The following is a 22,296-nucleotide window of genomic DNA, read 5'->3' as shown; positions in this document are numbered from 1 at the left end:
GAATGCCCGATCTGTTCAGAAGGCAGGTCGGGGCCAATGTTTAAGCCCGCTGTCAGCTAACTGAAAGGATTCGAACATGAAAAAGTCCATGACTACTCTGGCCATCGCCGCGACACTCGCTCTCGCCGCAACGGTCACAAACGCTGCCGTGCATCCAACGACCATCACTACTCCACAGACGGTCAAGCAGGCGACCGCCTCGATTGACACGCCTTTCGCAACCCAGCGAAAAGCCGGAGAAATCCAGACGGCCAGCCTGGCCAGAAGTTGCTCTGATGAGCGCTATTCCTGGTGGGAATTCAGTGGCTGGGAAATAATCGCCTGCGTCGGAAGCGGTCAGTGGTAATTATTCAAACGAGTCTGGTGCGTGACTTGAGTGCTGAGCGCGCACCAGCACCTGTAGGAGCCAACACGACAGACCTTACGGCCGCCGATTGACCCACTGCCGCAACCGCGTCTCTGCCCCGCCCCACAAATCCTCCGCTCTGATGCGCGCACATGCACGCCCCGGCCTGGGGTAATCCTCAAAACATAAAGGTAGGAATGACCGGAATGAACGACAGCCGGAAATTCCAGCGGCTGCTGATCAGGTCATCCGGATGAATCGCCGAGTACTGAATTTCCCCGGAGATCCTCACCGGCAACTTGCCGAAATTGAAAATTCGCCCAGCGCCGATCCCGATGGGAAACGTGACTTTGTTGCCGCCCTCGGCCTTCCAGTTGACCGTGACGTTGGGGGTCATGCCGATGCGCCACTGTTCCGGCCCGGGAATCGCCCGCTGAATGAAGTACTGCACATTGGTCAGGCTGACATCCTTGCGCTTGCTATCACCGCCAACCGACCACCAGTGCTGCGGGAACACGCCAAGGGTCCAGTCCGGGCCGAGGTACGCGGCGACGAACGCCGGGCCCAGCGAATATTTTCCCGTACCGAGCACGTCTTCTTCGGCAGTCGGAAACATCGCGGTCGGACCGAAGCCCCAGACCATCTTGCCACCCCCGGCAAAGCGGATCGGCTCCTTGGGCGAAAACACGCCGACGTAGGCCAGGTCGCCGAAACCGCTGGTACGGTCGAACGGGTCCTGCACGACCGAGGTGAAGTCACCGCGATCGTGCAGAATCTCGTTGGGGCCCATGCCAATCAGGTTACCGGCCTTGCGGTTGACCGGGGCGCTGACGTAACTGATCGGCAGGCGGTTGATCAGGTTCCAGTCTTCGCCAAGAGAGATCGGAAAGGTCGGCATGAAACTGTATTTGCCGAGCATCCGTGTGCCGTTGCTGTGCGGACCTTTGAGCGCGGTGTAATCGTACTGGTTGAACAGCAGAACAAGGTTGCCCACCGGGTTGTCCATCAGTCTGGATATCTGTTCGGTGGACGGTTCGCAGCCGGCCTTGACCACTTCTTTCAGGTCAATGTCGAAGTCCTGTCGTAGCTGGTGGCATTTTTCCGGATCGACCTTGGCCCCTGCAACTGACGGGGAACCCAGTTTCGGCAGAGGGCTGGCGGCACAGGCCAAGCCACTGAGCACCGCCCCGCAGAGTGTCAGACTTGATCGCATCCTTATCGATGGCATCGATTTGCCCTCCATTTCACCAGGCGTACTGAAGGCGCAGGGTCCAAGTGTTCACTTCCGGGGAGCTTCTATTGTTTGATCAGATCGCTTGGCTTCCAGCTCTGGTCAAAAAACGCCTGCTTCGGCCCATACAACCGCACGATCACCAGGAAGCCTTTCTCCGGTACGGTCTTGATCCAGTTCTTGCCTTCACCTGGAGATGTCGGCCCGAAGTAAATGTCGGTGGAGCCGTCGCTGTTTTGCGCCGGTTTATCCATTTGATTGAGGGACGGGAACGGCTGGCCGTTGTCCAGACCTGACGCGGTCAGGTTGTCGTAGGCGGTGACCGACCAGAACAACGCCGCCGGGACATTGGCCGGGAGGTTGAGCTTGTAGGTCTGGGCGCCGTCGAGGAACTTGCCCTCGGCGTCTCGGGTAGTCGCGGGATACTTGGCACCGGCACCGACCATGTTCATGACCATGCCGGGGCTGTCGGAATAGGCCGAGGTGAAGAACGCCACGCGCTGCTCAAGATTGGTGAAGCTGCCGCTGGACTGAAACTCGGTGTTCTCTCCGGCAAACGTGTTCACGTATTGACGATCCTTGTAGTACAGACCGCCCGGCTCTTTGTACAGCAGGTGACTGGTCACCACCTTGCTCATCTTGAACGCGGTACGCGCGGCGTCATCCAGCAGCTTGCGTCGTTCGGCATCCGGGGCGAAGGGCTTGCCCTTCTCGATGCCCAGGGTGTGCAGGAAGCCGCGCATGTCCATGTCCGCCGGATCGACGGCTTCGGCGTCGATGAAACGCGAGAGCATGTCGAAGTAACGACCGTCCTCGGGGAACAGCATGTTGATCGGTGCGCCGGTGGCGTCGGGGAATTGCATCGGCAGCGCCGAGTCCTTCTTGCCCAGCGGATAAATCTTCGTACGCTCGACTTCGGCTACCGGCACGCTGAGGTCTTTCGGGTCCTTGAAAAAGGTCCGCCAGAACAGGAAGACGTTGTTGGTGCGCGAGCGATAGACGAATCCCTCGGTCGGCTCCGGCCCTTTGTAATCGGGCGGGAGCAGCACATAGGTGCCGCCCTTGCCCTTGTCGGGACCCGCCAGGCCAACGTCACCGCGCCAGGTTCTGCCGTCGATGGTCGGCCCGACAATCGGCCGCTGGAAGAAATCATCGAACATGCCCTGCACGCCGGGCGGTGCTTCGACCACCAACGGGCCGTACTTCGCCAGATCCAGATAGCTCATGGCGTAGACCAGGTCGGAGTTTGGCGTGGTCACCAGAGTCTTGGCGTTGATGCGTTTTTTCCAGGTCGGCAGGATGTTGTAGCCCGCGCCGAACTGCTTTTCCGACGCTTCCTTCATCGACCAGATATTGATCGCCGGCAGCGCCCACAGATACGACTGCACGGCGCGCTGGAACACCAGCTCATCGATCAGGCTGCGCGCGGTCGCTTCGGTCGGGAAGCCTTTTTCAAAAGGCTGATTGGCCAGTTCTTCATAGCGCGTCGCGGCATCGGCGAGGCCGCTTAGGGAGAGGCTTACGGCCAGGGCCGTCAATGAGGTGCGCAAACGGTTCATGGGCTGTCCTTATGAACGCAGTTGGGAAATCGGTTCAGTTGACCTTGACCACCGCCGGTGGCGTCCACTGGCCATTCATCGCGGCCGCTTCCGGCCAGTAGGCGCGAACATAGAGCGAGAAGTCCGCGCCCTTCGGCGCCGGAAGCCAGTTGCTTTCCTTGTCGGCGCCCGGCGAATCGCTCTGCACGTAGAGCGTCAGCGAGCCATCGGCGTTGGTCTTGAGCGACTTGTTCTTGGTGCCGAGGGAATAACGGCCCAGCGGGTTTTCGGCGAAGAAATGCTGCTGGTTGTACAGCGTCAGCGACCAGAAACCCTTGACCGGCGGCAGCGCGCCTTTGGGGAAGGTCACGCTGTAGCGCTGCGCGCCGTTGAGTCGGGTGCCGGACTCGTCGAGATCCTGGTAGAAGTACTTGGTCTCGATCTGTTTGTTGACGAAGATGTTCGACCGGGCAACTGCCGTACGCAGGAAGTAGTCCGTGCCGAACGCTGCGCCGTTGACGATGGTGCTCCAGTGATTGGGCAATTGCTTCCCGTAGTTGCGGAACTGCAACAACGGCTTGACCACGTCTGCATCAGACTTTTGCGCCTCGTCGATCATGGCTTTTTTCAGCTCGGGATCACGTTGGGCAATTTGTGCCAGCACCGCCAATTGCGCATAGCGCGCCTCTTCTCCCGGTAGCGGTTTGGCGTCCTTGAGAATCGCCGGCAGCTCATCGAAGAACTTTTCCGGCAGCACCCAACGCGTTTCCTCGTCACCCGAGGCCTCGGCGGGGAATTTCGGCGACTGGCTCCAGTCACGCTGCTTGAGTTTGCCGTCGTATTTGGACAGCGGGTACATGTCGATGCCCGACAGATAATGTTGAATGGCCTTGCGATCTTCGGCCGTATCGTCCTGGAAGACCCGCGGAATCACGAAACCGGTGTTGGTCTTTGCACGAAACACCTGGGTGATGCCCTCAGGCACCTTGCCGTTCCAGTCCGGCCCCACCAACAGATAGAAGCCCGGTTTGGTGGCGTACATCTTTCCTAGCTCGGCGAAGCTGTCGGAGCGCAGGTCAACCACCTGATAAACCCAAAACCGGTCGCCAAAGTCCGGCACCTGAATCACCACCGGTTCGATATCCAGCGCAATGCTGCCCGCACCGTAGACCACATCCTGATTCGGACAAGCCACCAGGCGTTCCCCCGGTGAAATGTAGTCGGTGAGCATCGACAGATGGTTGATCGGCGCCACGGGCACGATGCCCCCCATCAACCCGGCCTGCGGCAGATCCTTGAACTTCAGGCGGCGATTATAAATATTGGCCATCGGCCAACCCCAGAAATACGCCTCCCGCGCCATCATCCGTACGTAGGTTTCGGTCACCTTCACATCGGCTTCGGGGCCGGATACCTGCACTACTGGCGAGGTCTGTGCCTGCACGGCAACTGCGCCGAGCAATACCGCGGTAGCGAGCAGGCCGCTGGCGAATAAAGGTGTTTTGTTCATACGGAAGGCATCCTTGCTTGGGACGGTTTTTCGGCAAACGAATCTACTGATGGAAGATTGTTCGTTAGAAAAACCTAGCAGAGGAACAGCGATCAGCCAGAAAAAGGCATGAGAATTTACGATTATATTTCCATTTCTGATAACCGCTTCTCACCGGGGTCTATCCATGAAAGCCTGCTCTTGTACGACTTTGAAGGGTCGTGATTGGCCGAAAATCAATCATTCATAAGCAGTAAGCTTTTTGTTCACTTACTGCGCAGACCCCGCTTGTTACACCCCCCAACGATTGCAATAAAAAACCATCAACCCTTTGCCAGTGAACCTTCTCCTTGAAGTTGTTGCAGCCCCAAGGAGAGATAACAATCAGCCCGCCTGCCGAATGCCACAGGCACACCTGCTTACAGGGTTCTACCACTGGCTTGCTCATAGCTCGAAAGGAAATGCCGCCACTGCGACTCATCCCAGAAAGAATGCCGTCTGAGTTGCGGAATGTCGTGACGCGCCGCGCCCATTGCCGTAACACGACCGCGAGATTTCTCCAGATCAAGCAGCGCCAGTTCGAAATCGAAGTCTGTGTCGGTAACCGACGCCTTGATAAAGATGTGTTTGGAACGCATGCAACCGTGCTGCCATTTGCCCGAGTGCATCCGCGCCAGCATTTGCGCCAAACGTTCAAGAAGTCGCAGATGTTGTTCCGTGGTCAACAGGCTTGCAGCGCCCTGGCTATACCAGGTATCCAGATCAATGAAGCCGCCCAGATCATTGGTAACCAAGACCCCCTGCCAAACGCCGTCGACTTTTCTCGCGCCATAAAATACCGGTCTCGGCGCATTCACACCCAGTTGCTGGAGTCTAGAAAGGGCAATGCCTTCACGCAATGCGGTGGGTCGGCCAGTGGGGTAACGGAGGCTGCGGAACAGATGGCCAGTCTGGCGCTTTACGAAAAACGTCTTGTCACCTTGAACGATCAACTGGACACCGCTGGTGCCGCTGCGGCGCACATTCGGCGGTTCCACCCACGAACCGGACGTACCCCACCAGAAATCGAACTCATCGCCTGCCCTGCCCATTGTGCGCTCCATTTATTGTAGAAATCGTTTCGTGCGACGTTTGCATGAGGGTCGCAACAGCAGCTCAGTCTGTTGGTGGACGTTAATAGTTCCCTCGATGTTCGATGATTTTAGGGCCAGCTTGGGGCTTTTACGCAACTACGTGACGAAAATAGGCTATTGAGGGGTGTTTATCCCTTCAGGTGTGTCCTTTTCGCCGATAGCCGACGACAGGAAACACAGATGCCAACCGTGTCGCGAGGGTCCGCCCGACTGTTTTTTTTGGTCAACTTGAAAGCCCGTTAAATTGACCCAGATCATGATTCAATTCAATTGATGGAAATAACGAGCAACGTCCTTGATCCGCATTTTCTTTGTGCTAAAAGTATTGCCGCCAATGGCTCCTTACAGGGATGAGTAAGGGTTTGCTCATCCGCAGCCATTGCCCACGGATGCACACTTTCAACAAGGAAGTCATATGAAAATAGTTGGGCTGTCCGGGATTCTCCCGTCACGCATCGTCAGCAATCAGGACGTTATAAACCTGGTCGAGGAACACTCTAAAGATACCTTCCAGGAAGACTTGCCTAAAACATTGAAGACCATCAGCAAGTTGCTTGAAAAAAGTGGCAGCGGCACGCGTCATTGGCTGGGTGCCAACGAAACGCCGATGCAACTGATGGAGACGGCATTCAACTCCGCGCTCGCCCAGGCCAATATCGACAAGGCCGATCTGGATCTGTTGATTTACCCGAACGTCACCCGCGGCTTCATCGAGCCGGCCAACAGTACGTTCATCGCCAAGGCGCTGGGCCTGAGCTGCAGAAACTTCGATGTGGTCGACGCCTGCAACGGCTGGGTGACAGCCATGGATGTCATCAACAGTAAAATGCAGGCCGGCGAGATTCGCTACGCGGCGATCGTCAATATGGAATTTGGCATGTCTGCCGGCGGGCCGGTCATGCCCAAGAACTTCTCTTTGCAGTCGTCGGCAGAACTGGCTTACAAGTTCCCGAGTTTTACCATTGGCGAAGCTGTCACCGTCACCATCCTCAGTCATGAGGCCCCCGGCAATTTCAAGTTCTCTTACATCAACCGGCCGGACTTGAGTGACTTGTCGACCATCTCCCTGCCGGATTGGAAACTGTTCTGCAATGAGGAGGATATTCCTCGTATTTCACCAACGGGTGGGCAGTATCAATTCAATTCCTACGCGGCAGCCTTGCATGAAGATGGCCGCAATGAAGCGATAAAAGTTTTCAATCTGCAAAACATCTCTGCAGCAGATGTTCATAAAGTGTTTATCCATACCGGTTCGCCAAAGATGTGGGAGCACATCGGCCAACTGATCGGTATCGATCACAAGCTGCACCACGTCGGACATAAAACCGGCAACATCATTACCGCGTCCATCCCCTACGGCATCTTCGATGCGATGAGTCGGGGCGAAGCCGAAAACGGCCAGTTTTGCATGGGTTGGGCAGGCAGTGGCGGGATGGTTTTCTCTGCGTTGTCATTCACCCTGTAAGATCGGAAGCAACTTGCCGCCGTGAGGCGGCAAGTTGTTCGACCCAGTTGACGACAGGAACCTGACCCAGTCATTTCAACGTGTCATGGCTGATCAACGTCTTCGGCTCCAAAAACGCGCTCATTCCCCACCTGCCCATTTCGCGCCCAAGTCCTGAATGCTTGAATCCACCGAAGGGGGCGCGCGGCTCGTGGGTCAGGGTGTTGATGAGCACGCGTCCCGCATCGATCTGACGGGCTACGTTCATACAACGTTCAGCGCTTTTTCCCAGTACCAGGGCGCTCAGCCCATAGTTTGTATCGTTGGCAATGCTGACCGCATCGGCATCATCCTCGTAAGGAATGATCGTCAATACGGGCCCGAAGATTTCCTCACGTGCGATGCGCATCCGGTTGTTGGCATCAGTGAAGATCGTGGGCTTCACAAACCATCCGGCATGCAAGCCTTCCGGGCGACCTTCGCCACCCGCCAGCAACCTTGCGCCTTCTTCCTGGCCGATACGGATGTAGCGCTGCACCCGTTCCCATTGTTTCTGACTCACCATCGGACCGATATCGGTGTCGGTGTCACGCGGATCGCCCGATCGGATCTGTGAGACGCTCTCCTGCGCAATCCGCTCGAATTCTGTCAGCCGGCGGCGCGGCACGAGGATGCGAGTCCCCGCGATGCACGCCTGGCCGCTGTTGAGAAATCCGGCTTGCAGCACCATCGGCATGACCGCCTGCAGATCAGCATCATCCAGCACCACGGTGGGCGACTTGCCGCCGAGTTCCAGCGTCACACGCTTCATGGTGTCGGCACCGGTTCTGACCAGATGCTTACCGACAGCAGACGAGCCCGTAAACGAGATCTTGGCAACGTCGGGATGACCGGCGATCTCCTCGCCAACCACATCACCCCGTCCGTTGACGACATTGAATACACCCGGTGGCAACCCCGCTTCGTGCAACGCACTGACCACGACCTGCGTCTGCAACGCGCTCATCTCGCTAGGCTTGATGACGGCGGTGCAGCCGGTCGCCAGCGCGGTGGCCAGCTTGTTGCAGATGAAGCCCGCATTGCTGTTCCATGGCGTGATCAGACCGGTCACACCCACGGGCGTCAGAATGACTCTGGCGATGCCGACCTGCTCCTCGAAATCGAACGCCTCCAGAGCATCGATTGCTTGCGCAATCACGTCGGCCGGATAAGTCGCCATCCAGCGCCCGCGAGCCACAGGTGCACCGTACTCCATGAGGATGGCTTGCAGCAGCTCTTCCTCCTTTGCCGCCACGGCCCGGTGCATGCGGTGCAGTGCCGCAATGCGCTCCTCCCGGCTAGTACGGGCCCACGCCGGGAATGCAGCCTTGGCGGCGGCGATCGCACGCTGTGCGTCCAGTGCATCGCCCAGCCTAACCTGACCGATGACTTCCTCGGTGCTCGGGTTATGAAGGTCAAACCATTCCTCACCGTGGGGAAGAACGAACTCGCCGTTGATGTAGATATGTTCAATGCGTTGCATGGCGACTCCTCGCTCAAAACGACTCGTCTGAATCGAGCCTCTGTGATGAAGTCTAAGAAGGGTTCATTATTCCGATAAGCCATCCTTTGGCTGATGAAGCATCCTTATATTCAGGACGATCTATGCACAGAACCGGAATGACCGAGCTGGAAGTGGTGTTGGCCGTGGCGCGGCGCAGCAGTTTTCGCGGCGCTGCACAGGAGCTGGGCATGTCCACTACTGCCGTGAGCAGCGCGGTGGCCGGTCTGGAAGCACGCCTGAAAGTGCGGCTGTTCAATCGCTCCACGCGCAGCGTTGCCCTCACCGACATCGGCCAACGCTATGTGGCACGCATCGCACCTGCGTTGGCACAGATCAAAAGTGCCGGCGAAGAAGCCAGCGTCGGCCCCGATGAGCCGAGCGGCACATTGCGCATCAATGCACCGCATGGCGCGGCCTACCTGCTGTTGGATCCGCTATTGAAGCAGTACGCTCAGCGCTATCCCGACGTACGTATCGACATCGTCAGCGAATCAAGCATGGTCGACATCATCGCCGGTGGCTTCGACGCCGGGATTCGTCTGGCGGAGTCCGTGCCGCAAGACATGATTGCCGTGGCACTGTCAGGTGACATTCGGATGCTTGTGGTCGCACCCCCCGAGTACCTCGAACGCCACGGCGTGCCCGAACATCCGCGAGATCTACTCACCCACCGAAGCATCGGCATGCGCATGGCCCATGGTGGGCTCTACCAATGGGAATTGGAGCGCGATGGCCAAAAGTTGCAAATGGATCTGCCGGTGAGCTTCGCCTCCAACGAAATGCTCGCAATCAAACAGGCGGTGTTGTCGGGCCTTGGCATTGGTTTCATTTCCGAGTGGTTCATCCAGCAAGAGCTGGCGAGCGGCACCTTGGTGCCGGTGTTGATGCCGTGGTGCCCGTCATTTGGCGGACTGAGGCTCTATTACTCGGGCCACCGCTTCGTGCCCGCGCGGTTGCGCGCATTGATTGAACTGGCGCAGGAGTTGCGGCCCACTTTGGTTTGATCCTGTTTTGCCCACTGGATAGCCTGACTTGTGGGGCCCAGTTTGGCTTCACCGTCGAATTCAATCCCCCATCTCAAAAAACGTACATGACTTGGTCAATCCGGATTTTGATTGCCAGAGCCTTGCGTGACCGACAGGTCTCAAATACGACCTCACGGTATTCACATGTCGATATCAGACACGATCATGGCGCAATCAGGCTATTGAATCTGCTGCAAGGCCGGCTAAGGTGCCGTGTCTTCCTATCAAAACAATCCCGGTCAGATCATGGGATTGATAAGAACTGCGGCGGTTGGACGGGCTTCTCTCGGGAGTTCAGCAGGCAACGATGGTGACCGATCGTGTGCCCGTTCAATTGCTTAAATGTCGATCAGCAGAGAACAAAAAAACCAATGATCAGCCCGAACTCCATGGATTCGAGTAGCCAATTGGCGCAGGGCTTTAAGCCTCGTCACGTCACAATGCTGTCCATCGCCGGGATTATCGGCGCCGGTTTGTTCGTCGGTTCAGGACACGCGATTGCCGCTGCAGGGCCGGCGGTGCTTCTCGCCTATCTGTTTTCAGGTTTGCTCGTCGTGCTGGTCATGCGCATGCTCGGCGAGATGGCGGTGGCCAATCCGGACACCGGTTCGTTCTCCACCTACGCCGACCAGGCCATCGGCCGCTGGGCCGGTTTTACCATCGGTTGGCTGTACTGGTGGTTCTGGGTGTTGGTGATTCCCATCGAAGCATTGGCGGCCGGGCATGTGCTGCACCAATGGTTCCCCCAGGTCGATGCCTGGCTGTTCGCGTTGGGATCGATCATTGGGCTGGTGGTGACCAACCTGTTCAGCGTGTCCAAATACGGTGAATTCGAGTTCTGGTTCGCCATGGCCAAGGTCGTGGCGATCATCGGTTTCATCGGGGTCGGTTTTGCCGTGTTGATGGGCTGGGTGCCCGAGCGCGAAGTCAGCGGCTTGAGCGGTCTGATGGCCGAGCACGGCGGATTTGCGCCCAACGGTTTGTCGGCGGTGGTCGGCGCTTTCATCACGATCATGTTCAGCTTCATCGGTACGGAAGCGGTGACCATCGCGGCCGCCGAATCGAATAATCCGGCGCAGAACATTGCCAAGGCCACCCGCTCGGTGATCTGGCGCATCGGCGTGTTCTACCTGCTGTCGATCTTCGTGGTCATTTCCGTGGTGCCGTGGAATGATCCGTTGCTGGCCTCGGTGGGCTCGTATCAGCGCGCCCTGGACATCATGAATATTCCAAACGCCAAGTTCATGGTCGACGTCGTCGTCCTGATCGCCGTGGCCAGTTGCATGAACTCCTCGATCTACATTGCCTCACGCATGTTGTACTCGCTGGGTCGTCGCGGCGATGCGCCGAAAGCGCTGAAGGCGACTTCCGCGGCCGGTGTGCCACGGGCCGCCGTGATCGCCAGCACCGTGCTGGGTGCGTCGATCACCGTGTGGAGCTACTTCATGCCCGCCGGGCTGTTCGAGTTCCTGCTGGCCAGTTCCGGGGCGATTGCCTTGCTGGTGTACCTGGCGATTGCGGTGTCGCAGCTACGCATGCGGCGGATATTGCAACAGCGCAAGGTCGAGCTGACCCTCCGCATGTGGCTGTTCCCATGGCTGACGTGGCTGGTGATCGGCTTCATCTGCGCGGCGCTGGCGGTCATGATGATCACTCCGCAGCATCGCACCGAAGTCACCACCACCATTGGCCTGGCGCTGGCAATCTCCTTTATCGGCCTGATCACGTCGCGTCAGCCTGCATCGGCCGCACAGGCAACGTCGGTGGGTCAGGCCTGATCCATCGCCTCGACCACGCCTTTGTCCTCGCCCAGAAAGCCGCCGCTCTGATGCGCCCACAGCCGCGCATACACGCCGTTCTTCTCCAGCAACTCCGAATGAGTGCCCTGCTCGATGATGCGCCCGTCGTCCATGACAATCAGCCGGTCCATCGCTGCGATCGTCGACAGTCGATGTGCGATCGCAATCACGGTCTTGCCCTGCATCATGTCATCGAGGCTTTCCTGAATCGCCACTTCGACTTCCGAGTCCAGCGCACTGGTGGCTTCGTCCAGCAGCAGGATTGGCGCGTTCTTCAGCATCACCCGGGCAATCGCCACCCGTTGGCGCTGGCCGCCGGACAGTTTGATCCCGCGCTCGCCCACCAGGGTGTCGTAGCCGGTATGGCCCTGGCGGTCGCTGAGTTGGCTGATGAACTCGTCAGCCTGAGCGTTGGCAGCGGCGCGGCGGATCTGCGCGTCGGTGGCATCGGGGCGACCGTAGGCGATGTTGTCGCGAATCGAGCGGTGTAGCAGCGAAGTGTCCTGGGTGACCATGCCGATCGCGCTGCGCAGGCTGTCCTGGGTCACGTGCGCAATGTTCTGACCGTCGATACGAATCTCGCCGCTGTCGACGTCATAAAAACGCAGCAGCAGGTTGATCAGCGTCGATTTACCGGCACCGGAGCGGCCGACCAGACCGATTTTTTCACCGGGACGGATGCTCAGGCTCAGGCCATCGAGCACCTGACGTTCGCCACCGTAATTGAACTTCACCTTGTCGAACGTCACCGCGCCGCCAGAGGTCACCAGCACGCCGGCATCCGGTGCGTCCTGCACCTTGGTGCCTTGGGTCAGCGTTGCCATGCCGTCCTGAACGGTGCCGATGCTTTCGAACAGCGAGGTCATCTGCCACATGATCCAGTTCGACATGCCGTTGATCCGCAACGCCATGGCAGTGATCGCCGCCACCGCACCGGCGCCGACATCACCCTGGTGCCACAGCCACAGGGCATAACCACCGGCAGACATGATCAATGCCACCACCAAGGCCTGATTGACGATCTCGAACAGACTGACCAGACGCATCTGGCGAAACCCGGTCAGCTTGAAATCTTCCATCGCCGCCCGCGCGAAGTGCGCTTCGCGATTGGAATGGGAAAACAACTTCACCGTGGTGATGTTGGTGTACGCGTCGGCGATACGCCCGGTCATCATCGACCGCGCATTGGCCTGCTCCTGGCCGACCTTGCCCAGACGCGGCACGAAGTACCACATGGCCAGACCGAACAGCACAACCCAGGCGAGGAACGGCAGCATCAGTTTCAGCGCAAAACCGCCGGCCAGGGCGATGATCGCGATAAAGTACACGCCGATCCCGGGCAGGATCTCGATCAGGGTGAACAGCACGTCACGCACCGCCAGCGCGGTCTGCATGACCTTGGTCGTGACCCGGCCGGAGAACTCGTCGGAGAAAAACGAAAGGCTTTGCCGCAGCATCAGCCGATGGAAATCCCAACGCAGACGCAACGGCAAATTGATCGCCAGAATCTGGTGTTGAACCATGGTGCGCAACGCCACCAGCCCGACACTGAGCACCATGACGATGCCCATGCCCCACAACACGCGGCGCTCCTGCGCGGCCGCTTCACCACCGGCCTGCCAGGTCGAGAGCAGATCCACGACCTGACCGAGGAAGGAAAACAGCCACGCTTCATAAATCGACACAGCGGCACTGAGCAACGCCAGCGCCAGCACGTAGCCGCGTGCACCCCGGGTACAGGCCCAGAGAAATTTAGCCAGACCGTTGGGTGGCGGTGGCACCTCGTCAGGCGGGAAAGGGTCGAGTCTTCGTTCAAACAGACGAAGCATGGTGTTCTCCTGAACTTACAAGTCAGGGAGATTCTGCCACCGATCGGATCCCGGGAGGTCTTTGTGAAAAAGTGTGTGCTCCTGACCTGGACGAGTGCCTGCCGTCTCTACCAGACTGCGATATGCGAATCCGCCCGCGGCTCAGTCCCGCCACACAGTACGCCCGTCACTGGATCACGCAGAATAATCTGCCCTCGTCCGTAATCCGTCAGGTCACTGGCGATCTGCACCTCATGCCCGCGACGCGCCAACGCGTTGGCCAGATCCCTTGAAGCGCCCTGCTCGATGCCAACCTTCATCCCGCCCAGCCATTGCCAGCGCGGCGCGTCCAGTGCCGACTGCGGGTTCAGGCCGAAATCCACCAGATTCATCACCATCTGCACATGACCCTGCGGCTGCATGTAGCCGCCCATCACACCGAACGGCCCTAGCGCCTGGCCATCCTTGGTGAGGAAGCCGGGAATGATCGTGTGAAAGGTCTTTTTCCCGGGCGCCAACGCGTTGGCGTGCTCGGGATCAAGGCTGAATTCCTGGCCGCGATTCTGCAGGGCAATGCCGCTGTCCGGCAGCACCACGCCTGAGCCGAAACCGTGGTAATTGCTCTGAATGAACGACACCATGTTGCCCTGCCCGTCCGCCGTGGCCAGATACACCGTGCCACTGGCATGGGGATCGCCCGGTTTCGGCGGTTGCGCCTGTTCGCCGATCTGCGTGCGGCGGCGGGCGCTGTAGCCGTCGCTCAACAGATCGGCCACGGCCACGCGCATGTGCAGCGGATCGGTGATGTAGTGCAGCCCATCACTGTAGGCGAGCTTCATCGCCTCCAGTTGCCGGTGCCAGGTCTGTTGGCTGTCACGGTGATCGAAGTCGAAGCCTTCAAGAATCTTCAGCGCCATCAGCGCCACCAGGCCTTGCCCGCTCGGCGGGATTTCCCAGACATCCACGCCCCGGTAATTGACGTGGATCGGCTCCACCCACTGCGCGCGGTAATGCTCAAGATCGGTGGCGCGCAGATAGCCGCCCGTTGCTTGTGAATGCGCATCCAGGCGTTGCGCCAGTGCGCCGCGATACAAACTTTCGCAGCGGCTCGACGCCAACTCTTCAAGGGTTCTTGCCTGTGCCGGGTTACGGAAAACTTCACCGGCCTTCGGCGCGCGACCATCAATCAGGAACGTATCGAACCAGGCCTGCAGCACTTCATTACGATGCGGGCCGAACTCATCCAGCGCGATTTGCCATTGATGGGCAACCACCGGCGACAAGGGAAAACCGTCTCTGGCCAGACTGATTGCCGGTTGCAGCAAATCGGCGAACGGCAACACGCCAAAGCGTTGCGACAGCTCGGCCCAGGCCGATGGGCAGCCGGGCACTGTCACAGGCGTCCAGCCATATAACGGCATCTGTTCATGGCCGGCCGCTTTCACCGCTTCGATACTCAGAGCCGCCGGGGCATGGCCGTTGGCATTGAGGCCATGCAACTGATCCTTGAACCAGACCAGCGCAAACGCATCGCCGCCCAGGCCGCAACCCGTAGGCTCGACCACAGTCAGCGCCGCCGCCGTGGCGATGGCGGCGTCGACCGCATTACCGCCCTTCTGCAGCATCTCGATGCCGGCCTGTGCGGCCAACGGCTGAGACGCTGCAACCATGCCACGACGGGCGAACACGCTTTGGCGTTGCGACGGATAGGGATATTCGTGAGCAGAGAATTTCAACATGGCAAAGGCTCTTCAAATCAAATTCATTGGCCGGACTTGATCCGGTTCCATTCGCGGGTAATCAGACGCTGGATGTTTTCCGGCAGATCGGCGGAGACGAAGGCATGGTTGATCACCTCGTCAGTCGGGTAGATCCCCGGGTTGCCGCTGACTTTGCTATCCATCAGCGCCGTGGCGTCCTTGTTCGGATTGGCGTAACCGACGTAATCGCTGACCGGCGCAATCACCTCAGGGCGCAGCAAGTAATTGATGAACGCATGGGCGTTGGCGACGTTGCCGGCGTCCTTGGGGATCGCCAGCATGTCGAACCAGAGGTTCACGCCTTCCTTGGGAATCAGGTAGCGGATATCGATGTTTTTGCCCGCCTCGCGCGCCCGGGTCTGGGCCTGCATCACGTCGCCGGAATAGCCGATCGCTACGCAGATGTCGCCGTTGGCGAGGTCGGCGGTGTACTTCGACGAGTTGAAGTAGGTCACCGAGGGCCGCAAGGTCATCAGGAGTTTGGAAGCCTGTTTGTAGTCGTCGGGCTTGACGCTGTTGGGGGCCAGCCCGAGGTAAAGCAGGGCCTGGGGGATGATCTTCACCGGAGCATCGAGAAAGGCCACGCCGCAGCTCTTCAGTTTGGCGAGGTTCTGCGGGTCGAACACCATCGACCAGGAATCCAGCGGCGCATCCTTGCCCAGCACGGCGCGGACTTTCTCCTCGTTGTAGCCGATACCCACCGTGCCCCACATGTACGGCACGGCGTATTTATTACCCGGGTCGGCAGCTTGCAGGCGCTGCATCAGACGCGGATCGAGGTGTTTCCAGTTATCGAGCAATTCGCGTTGCAGTGGCTGATAAGCGCCGGCGCGAATCTGTTTCGAAAGAAACTGGCTGGACGGCACCACCACGTCGTAACCCGAGTGCCCGGAAAGCAACTTGGCTTCGAGCATTTCATTGGTGTCGAAGATGTCGTACTGAACCTTGATCGCGTTGTCTTTCTCGAAATTCTTCAGCGTGTCGGGACCGATGTAATCGGACCAGTTGTATACCTTCACCACCGAGTCGGCGGCTTGAAGCATGGGCACCACAGCGGCGCAGCACAGCGCCGCGAACAAGCTCGATAAACGCATCGTCAAATTCCTTGTGAAGTTCACAGCACGCGGCTGAGAAAGGCCTGGGTTCGGGGATGGGTGGGACGACTGAAAATCTGCTCCGGCGGGCCTTGTTCGATCAGTTCACCCTGATCGAGCACCACCACCCGGTCGGCTACCTCGCGGGCAAAGCCCATTTCGTGGGTGACCACGACCATGGTCATGCCCTCCTCGGCCAGTTCCTTCATGACCTGCAGAACCTCGCCGACAGTTTCCGGGTCGAGGGCGCTGGTGGGTTCGTCGAACAGCATCGCCTGGGGCTTCATCGCCAGTGCTCGGGCGATTGCCACCCGCTGCTGCTGACCACCGGAAAGCATCGACGGGTAATGCCCGGCCTTGTCCGCCAGCCCGACTCGCTTGAGCAATGCGTGCGCCTGATCCAGCGCAGCCTGGCGCGGCACGCCCAGTACCTGAATCGGTGCTTCGATGATGTTTTCCAAAGCGGTCATGTGCGGGAACAGGTTGAAGCGCTGAAACACCATGCCGATGTCCCGGCGCTGACGGGCGATGTTGCGTTCCGAGTCGCGCACCAGACTGCCGTCCGCCCGGGTGCGATAACCCATGGGTCGGCCGTTGACCCGGATCTCTCCGCCCTGAATGTCTTCGAGCAGATTGATGCAGCGGATAAACGTGGTTTTGCCCGAGCCCGAGGCGCCGATCAGCACCACCACTTCGCCGCGTCGCACTTGCAGGGAAATGCCCTTGAGAATCTGCAGGTCACCGAAGGCCTTGTGAATGTTCAGCGCCTCGATGATCAGTTCGTCACTTTGCTGCGCCATGATCAACGCCCCCTCAGCAGTTTAAGAGTGCTGCGACCGAACATTCGGCTGGAGGCCGGCGGTGGTGCAGAAGGTCGGTCGGACTGGCCGAAACGGTTCTCCAGCCAGCGCTGAAAGAAGCCCCACAGCGTGGTGAGCAACAGGAAATAGATCGCCACTACCAGGTACAACTCGAACACCCGAAAGGTCGCCGAGGTGACCATCTGTGTGCTGAGCAACAGCTCCTGCACGCCGATCACGCTGACCAGCGTGGTGTTTTTCAGCATCACGTTAAACTCGTTGCCCAGCGGCGGCACGATCACCCGAAACGCTTGCGGCAGCACGATACGGCGCATCAATTTGGCGAAGGTCATGCCCAGCGAGCGGCCGGCCTCGTATTGGCCCTTGTCCACGGCGCCGATCCCGGCGCGGATGATCTCGGCCATGTATGCGCCTTCGTTGAGGCCCAGAGCAATGATCGCCGCCTGAATGTTGCCGGGCACCACCAGTCCGAACAGCTCGATGTCTTCGAAGCGAAAAATCCCGCCCGCCGCCAGCGCGGTGTACAGAAAAACGATCTGCACCAACAGCGGCGTGCCGCGCATCAGCCACACATAAAAACGCACCGGCAGATGCAGCAACGGGTTCTTCGACAAGCGCAGCAGCGCGGCGGCCAGCCCCAGCACACAGCCCAGCAACATCGCCAGCACACTGATAAGGCAGGTCAGCCACAGGCCGGTGAGGTACACGCCGCTGGGCTGCAACAGGTACTGCCAGAACACATCCCAATTGAAGTTCATCAACGCTTACCTCAATCGAGAGTGTCGCTGGAGACGTGCCACTTATTCAGGAGCTGGTTGTAGCTGCCGTCGCTGCGCATGTCGGTGATGATCTGCTGCACGGCGGCGCTCAGTTGCGGATCATCCTTGCGAATGCCCAGCCCGGTGAGGATCCGGCTGAAGGCTGGCACGCCTTCCTCGAACAGGTCCGGCGCCATCGCCGCGTAATAGCCGGCGGTTTCTACGGTGGTGCCGTAAGCGTCAACCTGATTGATGCGCAGGGCCTGGAAGGCATCGGTGTCGGTGTTGTAGACCACCAGTTTCATCGGTGGCTTGCCGGCCTTGGTAAGGCTTTCATTTTCGGTGTCGAGCAAGGTCTTGATGGTCGAACCGTTGAGCACCGCGATCTTGTGCCCACTCAGATCCGCCAAGGTCTTGAGCGCCTTCGGATTATCCTTGGGCACCACCACCGCCTGGCTGGAATACATGTAGTTGACGATGTCGATCACCTCACGGCGCTCGGGCTTGTCGAATAACTGGTCGACGATCATGTCGCACTGTTTGGCGAGCAAGGCCGGGAGCAATCCGGAGAATGGAATCACCCGCCAATCGACCTTTTTGTCGCCCAGACGTTTGGCGATTTCCAGGCCGAGGTCGACGGTCAGCCCTTTGGGCTTTTGCGCTTCGTCGAAGGACACCAGTGGCGGTGAATCCATGCCCGAGCAATAGGTCAGTTTGTCGACCTTGACCAGACGCTCCGGCACCGTAGGTGCGGCAACCGCCCACTGCGTACAGAATCCGAGGGATATTGCAGCCAGTAACAGGCGAGACGTATGCATGACCAGACACTCCAGTTCGGTTAGTAACGGGGCAGTACTCAAAGTCAAAACATCGGCGGACTCGTGTTCCGCTCTGTGGTTATTTTTCCGATTGCAAAAATTTGATCAGCTCGGGGACGGTGCCTTCGATGTGCTCGCGCACCACGGCCTCGGCCTTGTTGGCGTCACCGGCACGAATCGCATCGAGGATCATCTGGTGTTCCTGGCGCGCACTCAGGGGCTTTTCGATGTGCTGCAGCCAAAGGCGCATCGGCGCTTCGATCAATGAGTAGAGGGCGCCGATCTGCTTGAGCAGCCGTGGCCGATCGCTGAGGCTGCACAGGTATTCATGGAACTTGCGATGTCGGCTGACCCACGCCGCACTCTCTTCGCGGTAATCGTCCATTTCATCGAGCAGCCGCTCCAGCGCGGTCAACTGACGCTCGCTGATCTTGGGCACGGCGATGCGAATCGCCAGCCCCTCCAGCGCACTGCGCATCTCGAACACTTCGTGCATTTGCTCGACATCCAGACCGCTGACCACGGCGCCGCGATTGGGCCTCAGCGTCACCAGCCCCTGCGCATCGAGACGGCGAAAGGCTTCGCGCACGGGCATGCGGCTCATGCCGATTTCACTGGCGATGTCCTCGGCGATCAACCGGTCGCCCTTGCGATAACGACCGCCGCAAATGCCTTCCAACAGAAAGTTGTAGGCCTCTTCCTCGGCGGTCATCGGTTGACGCTGGTCGTAGGCGGGAGCGAATTGCATGGCAGCACCTTCTGTCTTTTTGTATCCAATTATCCACGGATACAAAAAAGCACGATGCATGCCAGATTTCTCCGCACCGTGCCAAGCGCTTGATTTGAATGATTTAAGAAAACAACAGCGAGCAGATCCTGCAGCTCGAAACTTGAGTAGTGCTACCCGATGGCCCATGGCGAGCCCCGCAAAGGTGCAGATTGGTAGCTGAGTAACACTCGCCTCAACCGCACCCTTGCGGCATGCATCATTGCGTCACCACCACCTTGCCAATCATCTGCGGATGCAACACGCAAAAATATTCAAACGCCCCCGGCGTATCGAACACCCAGGAAAAACTGTCATTGGTGTCCAGCGCCCCCGAGCGAAACACCTTGTGGGTTTCCGCCACCGTGTGCGGAATCTGATCGTCATTGACCCACGTCACCTTGGTGCCGACGGCCACGGTCAGGTCCTTGGGGTCGAACATGAATTCCTTGATGTCGATCCTCACTTCCGCGGCCCACACCGGCATCGCCAGCAACAGGCCCATCAGCGCCAACAGTCGCGTTTTCATCGGTTCGCCCTCGGTTACACCAGTGTCGAATCAATCAGGGCCAGCGGATGCTCGCCTTGGGTCGCGCGCACGTCGGTGATCCCCAGGTAATTGCGCAATTGATCGGCCGCCACCGTCATCGGCCCCGGCGACGGTGCCGCGCCCGGTGCAGGCTGCGGATAGGCCGTGCCACGGGCGGTGTGAAAGGTGATATTGCCTTCGACTTTCTGGATCACCTGATGAATGTGCCCGTTGAGCACCGTCACTGAACCGTACTTGCGCAGCATCGCTATTGCTTGATCGCCATCCTCGGTGCCCCAGCCCCACGGCTGATAAATCGTCCACAGCGGGATGTGGGTGAATACGACGATCGGCGTACTGGTGGAAACCGCACGCAGGTCATCCGCCAGCCAGGCCAGTTGCTCGGCGCCGAGGTTGGCCTCATGGCCGGCCTGGAAATTGAACACATTGATCAGCGCGATGAAGTGCACGCCATGGTCATCGAAGCTGTACCAGCCGTTGCCTTTGGTGCCTTTGCCGTAGCGCTCCAGGTACAGCTTGCCGCCGCCCTCGTCGAGGGTGTCGTGTTCACCGGGTATGTAATGCACGGTGGACGGCAGGCCCTTGAGCAATTGCGCGGCGGTGTCGAACTCCTCGGGCTTGGACAGGTGAGTGATGTCGCCGGTGTGCAGGATCAGCGACGGCCGTTTGGGCAGCGCGATGACCTTGTCGATCGCCACCTGCAGGGTCTTGACCGGCTCCGGATTGGCCTCCTTGTTGAAGCCGATGTGCGAGTCGCTGATCTGCACGAAGTGAAAGCTGCTGGCCAGCGCCTTGGGGTCGCTGACGTTACCCGCCTCGTCGAGCGCAAAGGCTTTGGGAATGCCGCCACTCAAGGCCCAGAGGACCCCGGCCCCGGCCCACGCCGAGCATTTGAGCAGGGTTCGCCGATCCGGGTTGAGCGGGCCGTCGGTGCGCAGCGGGTGTTTTGCTTGAATGTCCATCGGTGTGTCCTCGCGGGCGAACTACAGTGAGGTAGCTGACACGAGGTAAACCTGGCGGCGCGAGGCTTTATTCCACGGCAAAAAATAAATGTTTTTGCGCGAATAAAACCTGCCGCAGCACGGTTATAGGGGTGTGACGGTGCGGAACCGACCATGAAGCGATTTGAGGAACTGATTGCGCCCCATCTGGACGCGGCCTACAACCTTGCGCGCTGGCTCACCGGCAACGACAGCGCTGCGCGCGATGTGGTGCAGGAAAGCGCCCTGCGCGCCTTCCGGTTTTTGCAGCGTTTCGCCGATGGCAACGCCAAAGCGTGGTTTCTGACTATCGTGCGCAACGAAAGCTACACCTGGCTCAAGGCCTCGGCCGGACGCCATTGGGTCGCCATCGATGACGACATGGTGACTGACGACGGCCCCCTGAGCCATGGCCAGACCCCGGAACTGCTGGCCATTCATACGGAAAACGCCGCGTTGCTGCAGCAAGCGCTGTGCGCCCTGCCGCCGGTGTTTCGCGAGGTGATCGTGCTCAAGGAACTCGAAGACCTGCCCTACAAGGACATCGCCCTGGTGGTCGATATTCCCATCGGCACCGTGATGTCCAGGCTGGCCCGGGCGCGGGCCCTGCTCAAGCTCGAACTGCTGAAGTTGCACGATCATGAATGAACTCGACTGCAAGGTTTGCCAGACCCGACTGCACGGCTATCTGGATCAGGAACTGGATCCGGCGACGACGGCGCAGGTGGCCGCGCACCTGAGCGCCTGCGCCGAGTGCGCTCGGCTGCACGAGCAAGCCAGGCTGCTCAAGGTCAGCGTGCAGCGCCATGCCCCCTACTACCGCGCCCCCGCCTCACTGGCGGCCAGCGTGTTCGCCGCCGACACACCTGCGCCGGGGTTGATCCAGCGCTGGCAAAAATGGCTGGCTCCGGGGTTTTCCGCCGCAGCGCTGGCTCTGGCGATGGTGCTGTATGTCGCCACTCCGGGCAGCGAGCAACCCTTGATCGACGAGGCCGTGTCCAGCCACGTGCGCTCGTTGATGGGCGAACACCTGAACGACGTGGTGTCCTCCGACCGCCACACCGTCAAGCCCTGGTTCACCGGCAAACTCGACTTCTCCCCCCCGGTGTTCGACTACTCGGCGCAAGGCTTTCCCCTGCTCGGCGGGCGCCTGGATTACCTGCAGCACCAGACCACCGCGGCCCTGAGTTACGGGCATGCCAAACACATCATCAACGTGTTCATCCTGCCCACGAGCGAGGCTGATAAAGCCGTGCAGAGCCAGAGCCTGCGCGGGTTCAACGTGGTGTCGTGGCAATCCGCTCACATGCGTTTCGTGCTGGTGTCGGATGTGGAAAAGGCTGAGCTGGAGGCGCTGGGGCAATTGCTCCGGAATGGCTCCTGATCCGGGAGG

Annotated in this window: 20 protein-coding genes; 6 read left to right on the top strand and 14 right to left on the bottom strand. The window is 59.4% G+C overall.

Annotated elements, in window-relative coordinates; translation table 11 throughout:
- Positions 1–76: 76 nt before the first annotated feature.
- Positions 77–346, top strand: a complete 270-nt coding sequence (locus ABV589_RS01110; protein WP_367084525.1) for a hypothetical protein — start codon at positions 77–79, stop codon at positions 344–346.
- Positions 347–524: 178 nt separating this feature from the next.
- Here the strand turns inward: ABV589_RS01110 and ABV589_RS01105 are convergent, their stop codons facing one another.
- The 4 genes from ABV589_RS01105 to ABV589_RS01090 all read right to left on the bottom strand — a co-directional run bounded on the left by ABV589_RS01105 (position 525) and on the right by ABV589_RS01090 (position 5,695).
- Positions 525–1,559 (bottom strand): hypothetical protein, encoded by a 1,035-nt coding sequence (locus ABV589_RS01105; RefSeq protein ID WP_367084524.1) that lies wholly within the window; start codon positions 1,557–1,559, stop codon positions 525–527.
- 83 nt (positions 1,560–1,642) lie between these two features.
- Positions 1,643–3,136 (bottom strand): DUF1254 domain-containing protein, encoded by a 1,494-nt coding sequence (locus ABV589_RS01100; protein WP_103367087.1) that lies wholly within the window; start codon positions 3,134–3,136, stop codon positions 1,643–1,645.
- Between the two features lie 34 nt (positions 3,137–3,170).
- A complete protein-coding gene (locus ABV589_RS01095) occupies positions 3,171–4,625 on the bottom strand; it encodes a DUF1254 domain-containing protein (RefSeq protein WP_367084523.1) in 1,455 nt (484 codons plus the stop codon).
- Between the two features lie 398 nt (positions 4,626–5,023).
- Positions 5,024–5,695: a lipopolysaccharide kinase InaA family protein gene (locus ABV589_RS01090; RefSeq protein ID WP_367084522.1), complete on the bottom strand. Its 672-nt coding sequence runs from the start codon at positions 5,693–5,695 to the stop codon at positions 5,024–5,026.
- Positions 5,696–6,152: 457 nt separating this feature from the next.
- Between ABV589_RS01090 and ABV589_RS01085 the strand changes: the two genes are divergently transcribed.
- On the top strand, positions 6,153–7,202 hold the full coding sequence (locus tag ABV589_RS01085) for a 3-oxoacyl-[acyl-carrier-protein] synthase III C-terminal domain-containing protein (protein WP_095135761.1): 1,050 nt from the start codon (positions 6,153–6,155) through the stop codon (positions 7,200–7,202).
- A 70-nt stretch (positions 7,203–7,272) separates the two neighbouring features.
- Here ABV589_RS01085 and ABV589_RS01080 read toward each other — a convergent pair whose 3' ends face one another.
- Entirely contained in the window at positions 7,273–8,703 is a 1,431-nt protein-coding gene (locus ABV589_RS01080) for an aldehyde dehydrogenase family protein (protein WP_367084521.1), read from the bottom strand.
- A 122-nt stretch (positions 8,704–8,825) separates the two neighbouring features.
- On the opposite strand from ABV589_RS01080, the gene ABV589_RS01075 reads away from it, so the two are divergent.
- Entirely contained in the window at positions 8,826–9,728 is a 903-nt protein-coding gene (locus ABV589_RS01075) for a LysR family transcriptional regulator (protein ID WP_367084520.1), read from the top strand.
- Positions 9,729–10,120: 392 nt separating this feature from the next.
- Positions 10,121–11,527 carry a GABA permease gene (gene gabP / locus ABV589_RS01070; protein WP_367084519.1) on the top strand — a complete coding sequence of 469 codons (1,407 nt, stop codon included), beginning with the start codon at positions 10,121–10,123 and terminating at the stop codon, positions 11,525–11,527.
- Here the strand turns inward: gabP and ABV589_RS01065 are convergent.
- The 9 genes from ABV589_RS01065 to ABV589_RS01025 form a co-directional block, all read right to left on the bottom strand.
- A complete protein-coding gene (locus ABV589_RS01065) occupies positions 11,518–13,377 on the bottom strand; it encodes an ABC transporter ATP-binding protein (RefSeq protein ID WP_367084518.1) in 1,860 nt (619 codons plus the stop codon). The genes gabP and ABV589_RS01065 overlap by 10 nt on opposite strands.
- 107 nt (positions 13,378–13,484) lie before the next feature.
- Positions 13,485–15,095: a gamma-glutamyltransferase family protein gene (locus ABV589_RS01060; protein ID WP_367084517.1), complete on the bottom strand. Its 1,611-nt coding sequence runs from the start codon at positions 15,093–15,095 to the stop codon at positions 13,485–13,487.
- Positions 15,096–15,118: 23 nt separating this feature from the next.
- Entirely contained in the window at positions 15,119–16,210 is a 1,092-nt protein-coding gene (locus ABV589_RS01055; protein ID WP_367084516.1) for a polyamine ABC transporter substrate-binding protein, read from the bottom strand.
- A gap of 20 nt (positions 16,211–16,230) precedes the next feature.
- On the bottom strand, positions 16,231–17,010 hold the full coding sequence (locus ABV589_RS01050) for an amino acid ABC transporter ATP-binding protein (protein WP_108589741.1): 780 nt from the start codon (positions 17,008–17,010) through the stop codon (positions 16,231–16,233).
- 2 nt (positions 17,011–17,012) lie between these two features.
- Positions 17,013–17,789, bottom strand: coding sequence for an amino acid ABC transporter permease (locus ABV589_RS01045; protein ID WP_007967116.1), 777 nt, complete (start codon positions 17,787–17,789; stop codon positions 17,013–17,015).
- A gap of 11 nt (positions 17,790–17,800) precedes the next feature.
- Positions 17,801–18,607: an ABC transporter substrate-binding protein gene (locus ABV589_RS01040; protein WP_367084515.1), complete on the bottom strand. Its 807-nt coding sequence runs from the start codon at positions 18,605–18,607 to the stop codon at positions 17,801–17,803.
- A gap of 79 nt (positions 18,608–18,686) precedes the next feature.
- On the bottom strand, positions 18,687–19,355 hold the full coding sequence (locus tag ABV589_RS01035; RefSeq protein WP_367084514.1) for a GntR family transcriptional regulator: 669 nt from the start codon (positions 19,353–19,355) through the stop codon (positions 18,687–18,689).
- 238 nt (positions 19,356–19,593) lie between these two features.
- Positions 19,594–19,902 carry a plastocyanin/azurin family copper-binding protein gene (locus tag ABV589_RS01030; RefSeq protein WP_367084513.1) on the bottom strand — a complete coding sequence of 103 codons (309 nt, stop codon included), beginning with the start codon at positions 19,900–19,902 and terminating at the stop codon, positions 19,594–19,596.
- A gap of 14 nt (positions 19,903–19,916) precedes the next feature.
- On the bottom strand, positions 19,917–20,885 hold the full coding sequence (locus tag ABV589_RS01025; protein ID WP_367084512.1) for a metallophosphoesterase: 969 nt from the start codon (positions 20,883–20,885) through the stop codon (positions 19,917–19,919).
- A 153-nt stretch (positions 20,886–21,038) separates the two neighbouring features.
- Here ABV589_RS01025 and ABV589_RS01020 point away from each other — a divergent pair, with 153 nt between their 5' ends.
- Together ABV589_RS01020 and ABV589_RS01015 are read left to right on the top strand one after the other, a co-directional pair.
- Complete coding sequence (locus tag ABV589_RS01020) at positions 21,039–21,551, top strand: sigma-70 family RNA polymerase sigma factor (protein WP_007967104.1); 513 nt, start codon at positions 21,039–21,041, stop codon at positions 21,549–21,551.
- Positions 21,544–22,287, top strand: a complete 744-nt coding sequence (locus tag ABV589_RS01015; RefSeq protein ID WP_367084511.1) for an anti-sigma factor — start codon at positions 21,544–21,546, stop codon at positions 22,285–22,287. Before ABV589_RS01020 ends, ABV589_RS01015 begins: the two co-directional genes overlap by 8 nt.
- Positions 22,288–22,296: the final 9 nt, after the last annotated feature.

Source organism: Pseudomonas sp. HOU2 (assembly GCF_040729435.1).
In the GTDB taxonomy this organism is placed as follows: Bacteria; Pseudomonadota; Gammaproteobacteria; order Pseudomonadales; family Pseudomonadaceae; genus Aquipseudomonas.
The sequence above is the reverse complement of the archived record's forward strand: the minus strand, read 5'-3'. Positions and strand labels throughout refer to the sequence as shown.

Coding starts and splice junctions, on each gene's coding strand:
- ABV589_RS01035 (WP_367084514.1), bottom strand. CDS start 19,355: ATGCAATTCGCTCCCGCCTACGACCAGCGTCAACCGATGACCGCCGAG.
- ABV589_RS01085 (WP_095135761.1), top strand. CDS start 6,153: ATGAAAATAGTTGGGCTGTCCGGGATTCTCCCGTCACGCATCGTCAGC.
- ABV589_RS01065 (WP_367084518.1), bottom strand. CDS start 13,377: ATGCTTCGTCTGTTTGAACGAAGACTCGACCCTTTCCCGCCTGACGAG.
- ABV589_RS01045 (WP_007967116.1), bottom strand. CDS start 17,789: ATGAACTTCAATTGGGATGTGTTCTGGCAGTACCTGTTGCAGCCCAGC.
- ABV589_RS01075 (WP_367084520.1), top strand. CDS start 8,826: ATGCACAGAACCGGAATGACCGAGCTGGAAGTGGTGTTGGCCGTGGCG.
- ABV589_RS01055 (WP_367084516.1), bottom strand. CDS start 16,210: ATGCGTTTATCGAGCTTGTTCGCGGCGCTGTGCTGCGCCGCTGTGGTG.
- gabP (WP_367084519.1), top strand. CDS start 10,121: ATGATCAGCCCGAACTCCATGGATTCGAGTAGCCAATTGGCGCAGGGC.
- ABV589_RS01110 (WP_367084525.1), top strand. CDS start 77: ATGAAAAAGTCCATGACTACTCTGGCCATCGCCGCGACACTCGCTCTC.
- ABV589_RS01025 (WP_367084512.1), bottom strand. CDS start 20,885: ATGGACATTCAAGCAAAACACCCGCTGCGCACCGACGGCCCGCTCAAC.
- ABV589_RS01040 (WP_367084515.1), bottom strand. CDS start 18,607: ATGCATACGTCTCGCCTGTTACTGGCTGCAATATCCCTCGGATTCTGT.
- ABV589_RS01100 (WP_103367087.1), bottom strand. CDS start 3,136: ATGAACCGTTTGCGCACCTCATTGACGGCCCTGGCCGTAAGCCTCTCC.
- ABV589_RS01050 (WP_108589741.1), bottom strand. CDS start 17,010: ATGGCGCAGCAAAGTGACGAACTGATCATCGAGGCGCTGAACATTCAC.
- ABV589_RS01090 (WP_367084522.1), bottom strand. CDS start 5,695: ATGGGCAGGGCAGGCGATGAGTTCGATTTCTGGTGGGGTACGTCCGGT.
- ABV589_RS01060 (WP_367084517.1), bottom strand. CDS start 15,095: ATGTTGAAATTCTCTGCTCACGAATATCCCTATCCGTCGCAACGCCAA.
- ABV589_RS01105 (WP_367084524.1), bottom strand. CDS start 1,559: ATGCGATCAAGTCTGACACTCTGCGGGGCGGTGCTCAGTGGCTTGGCC.
- ABV589_RS01020 (WP_007967104.1), top strand. CDS start 21,039: ATGAAGCGATTTGAGGAACTGATTGCGCCCCATCTGGACGCGGCCTAC.
- ABV589_RS01095 (WP_367084523.1), bottom strand. CDS start 4,625: ATGAACAAAACACCTTTATTCGCCAGCGGCCTGCTCGCTACCGCGGTA.
- ABV589_RS01015 (WP_367084511.1), top strand. CDS start 21,544: ATGAATGAACTCGACTGCAAGGTTTGCCAGACCCGACTGCACGGCTAT.
- ABV589_RS01030 (WP_367084513.1), bottom strand. CDS start 19,902: ATGAAAACGCGACTGTTGGCGCTGATGGGCCTGTTGCTGGCGATGCCG.
- ABV589_RS01080 (WP_367084521.1), bottom strand. CDS start 8,703: ATGCAACGCATTGAACATATCTACATCAACGGCGAGTTCGTTCTTCCC.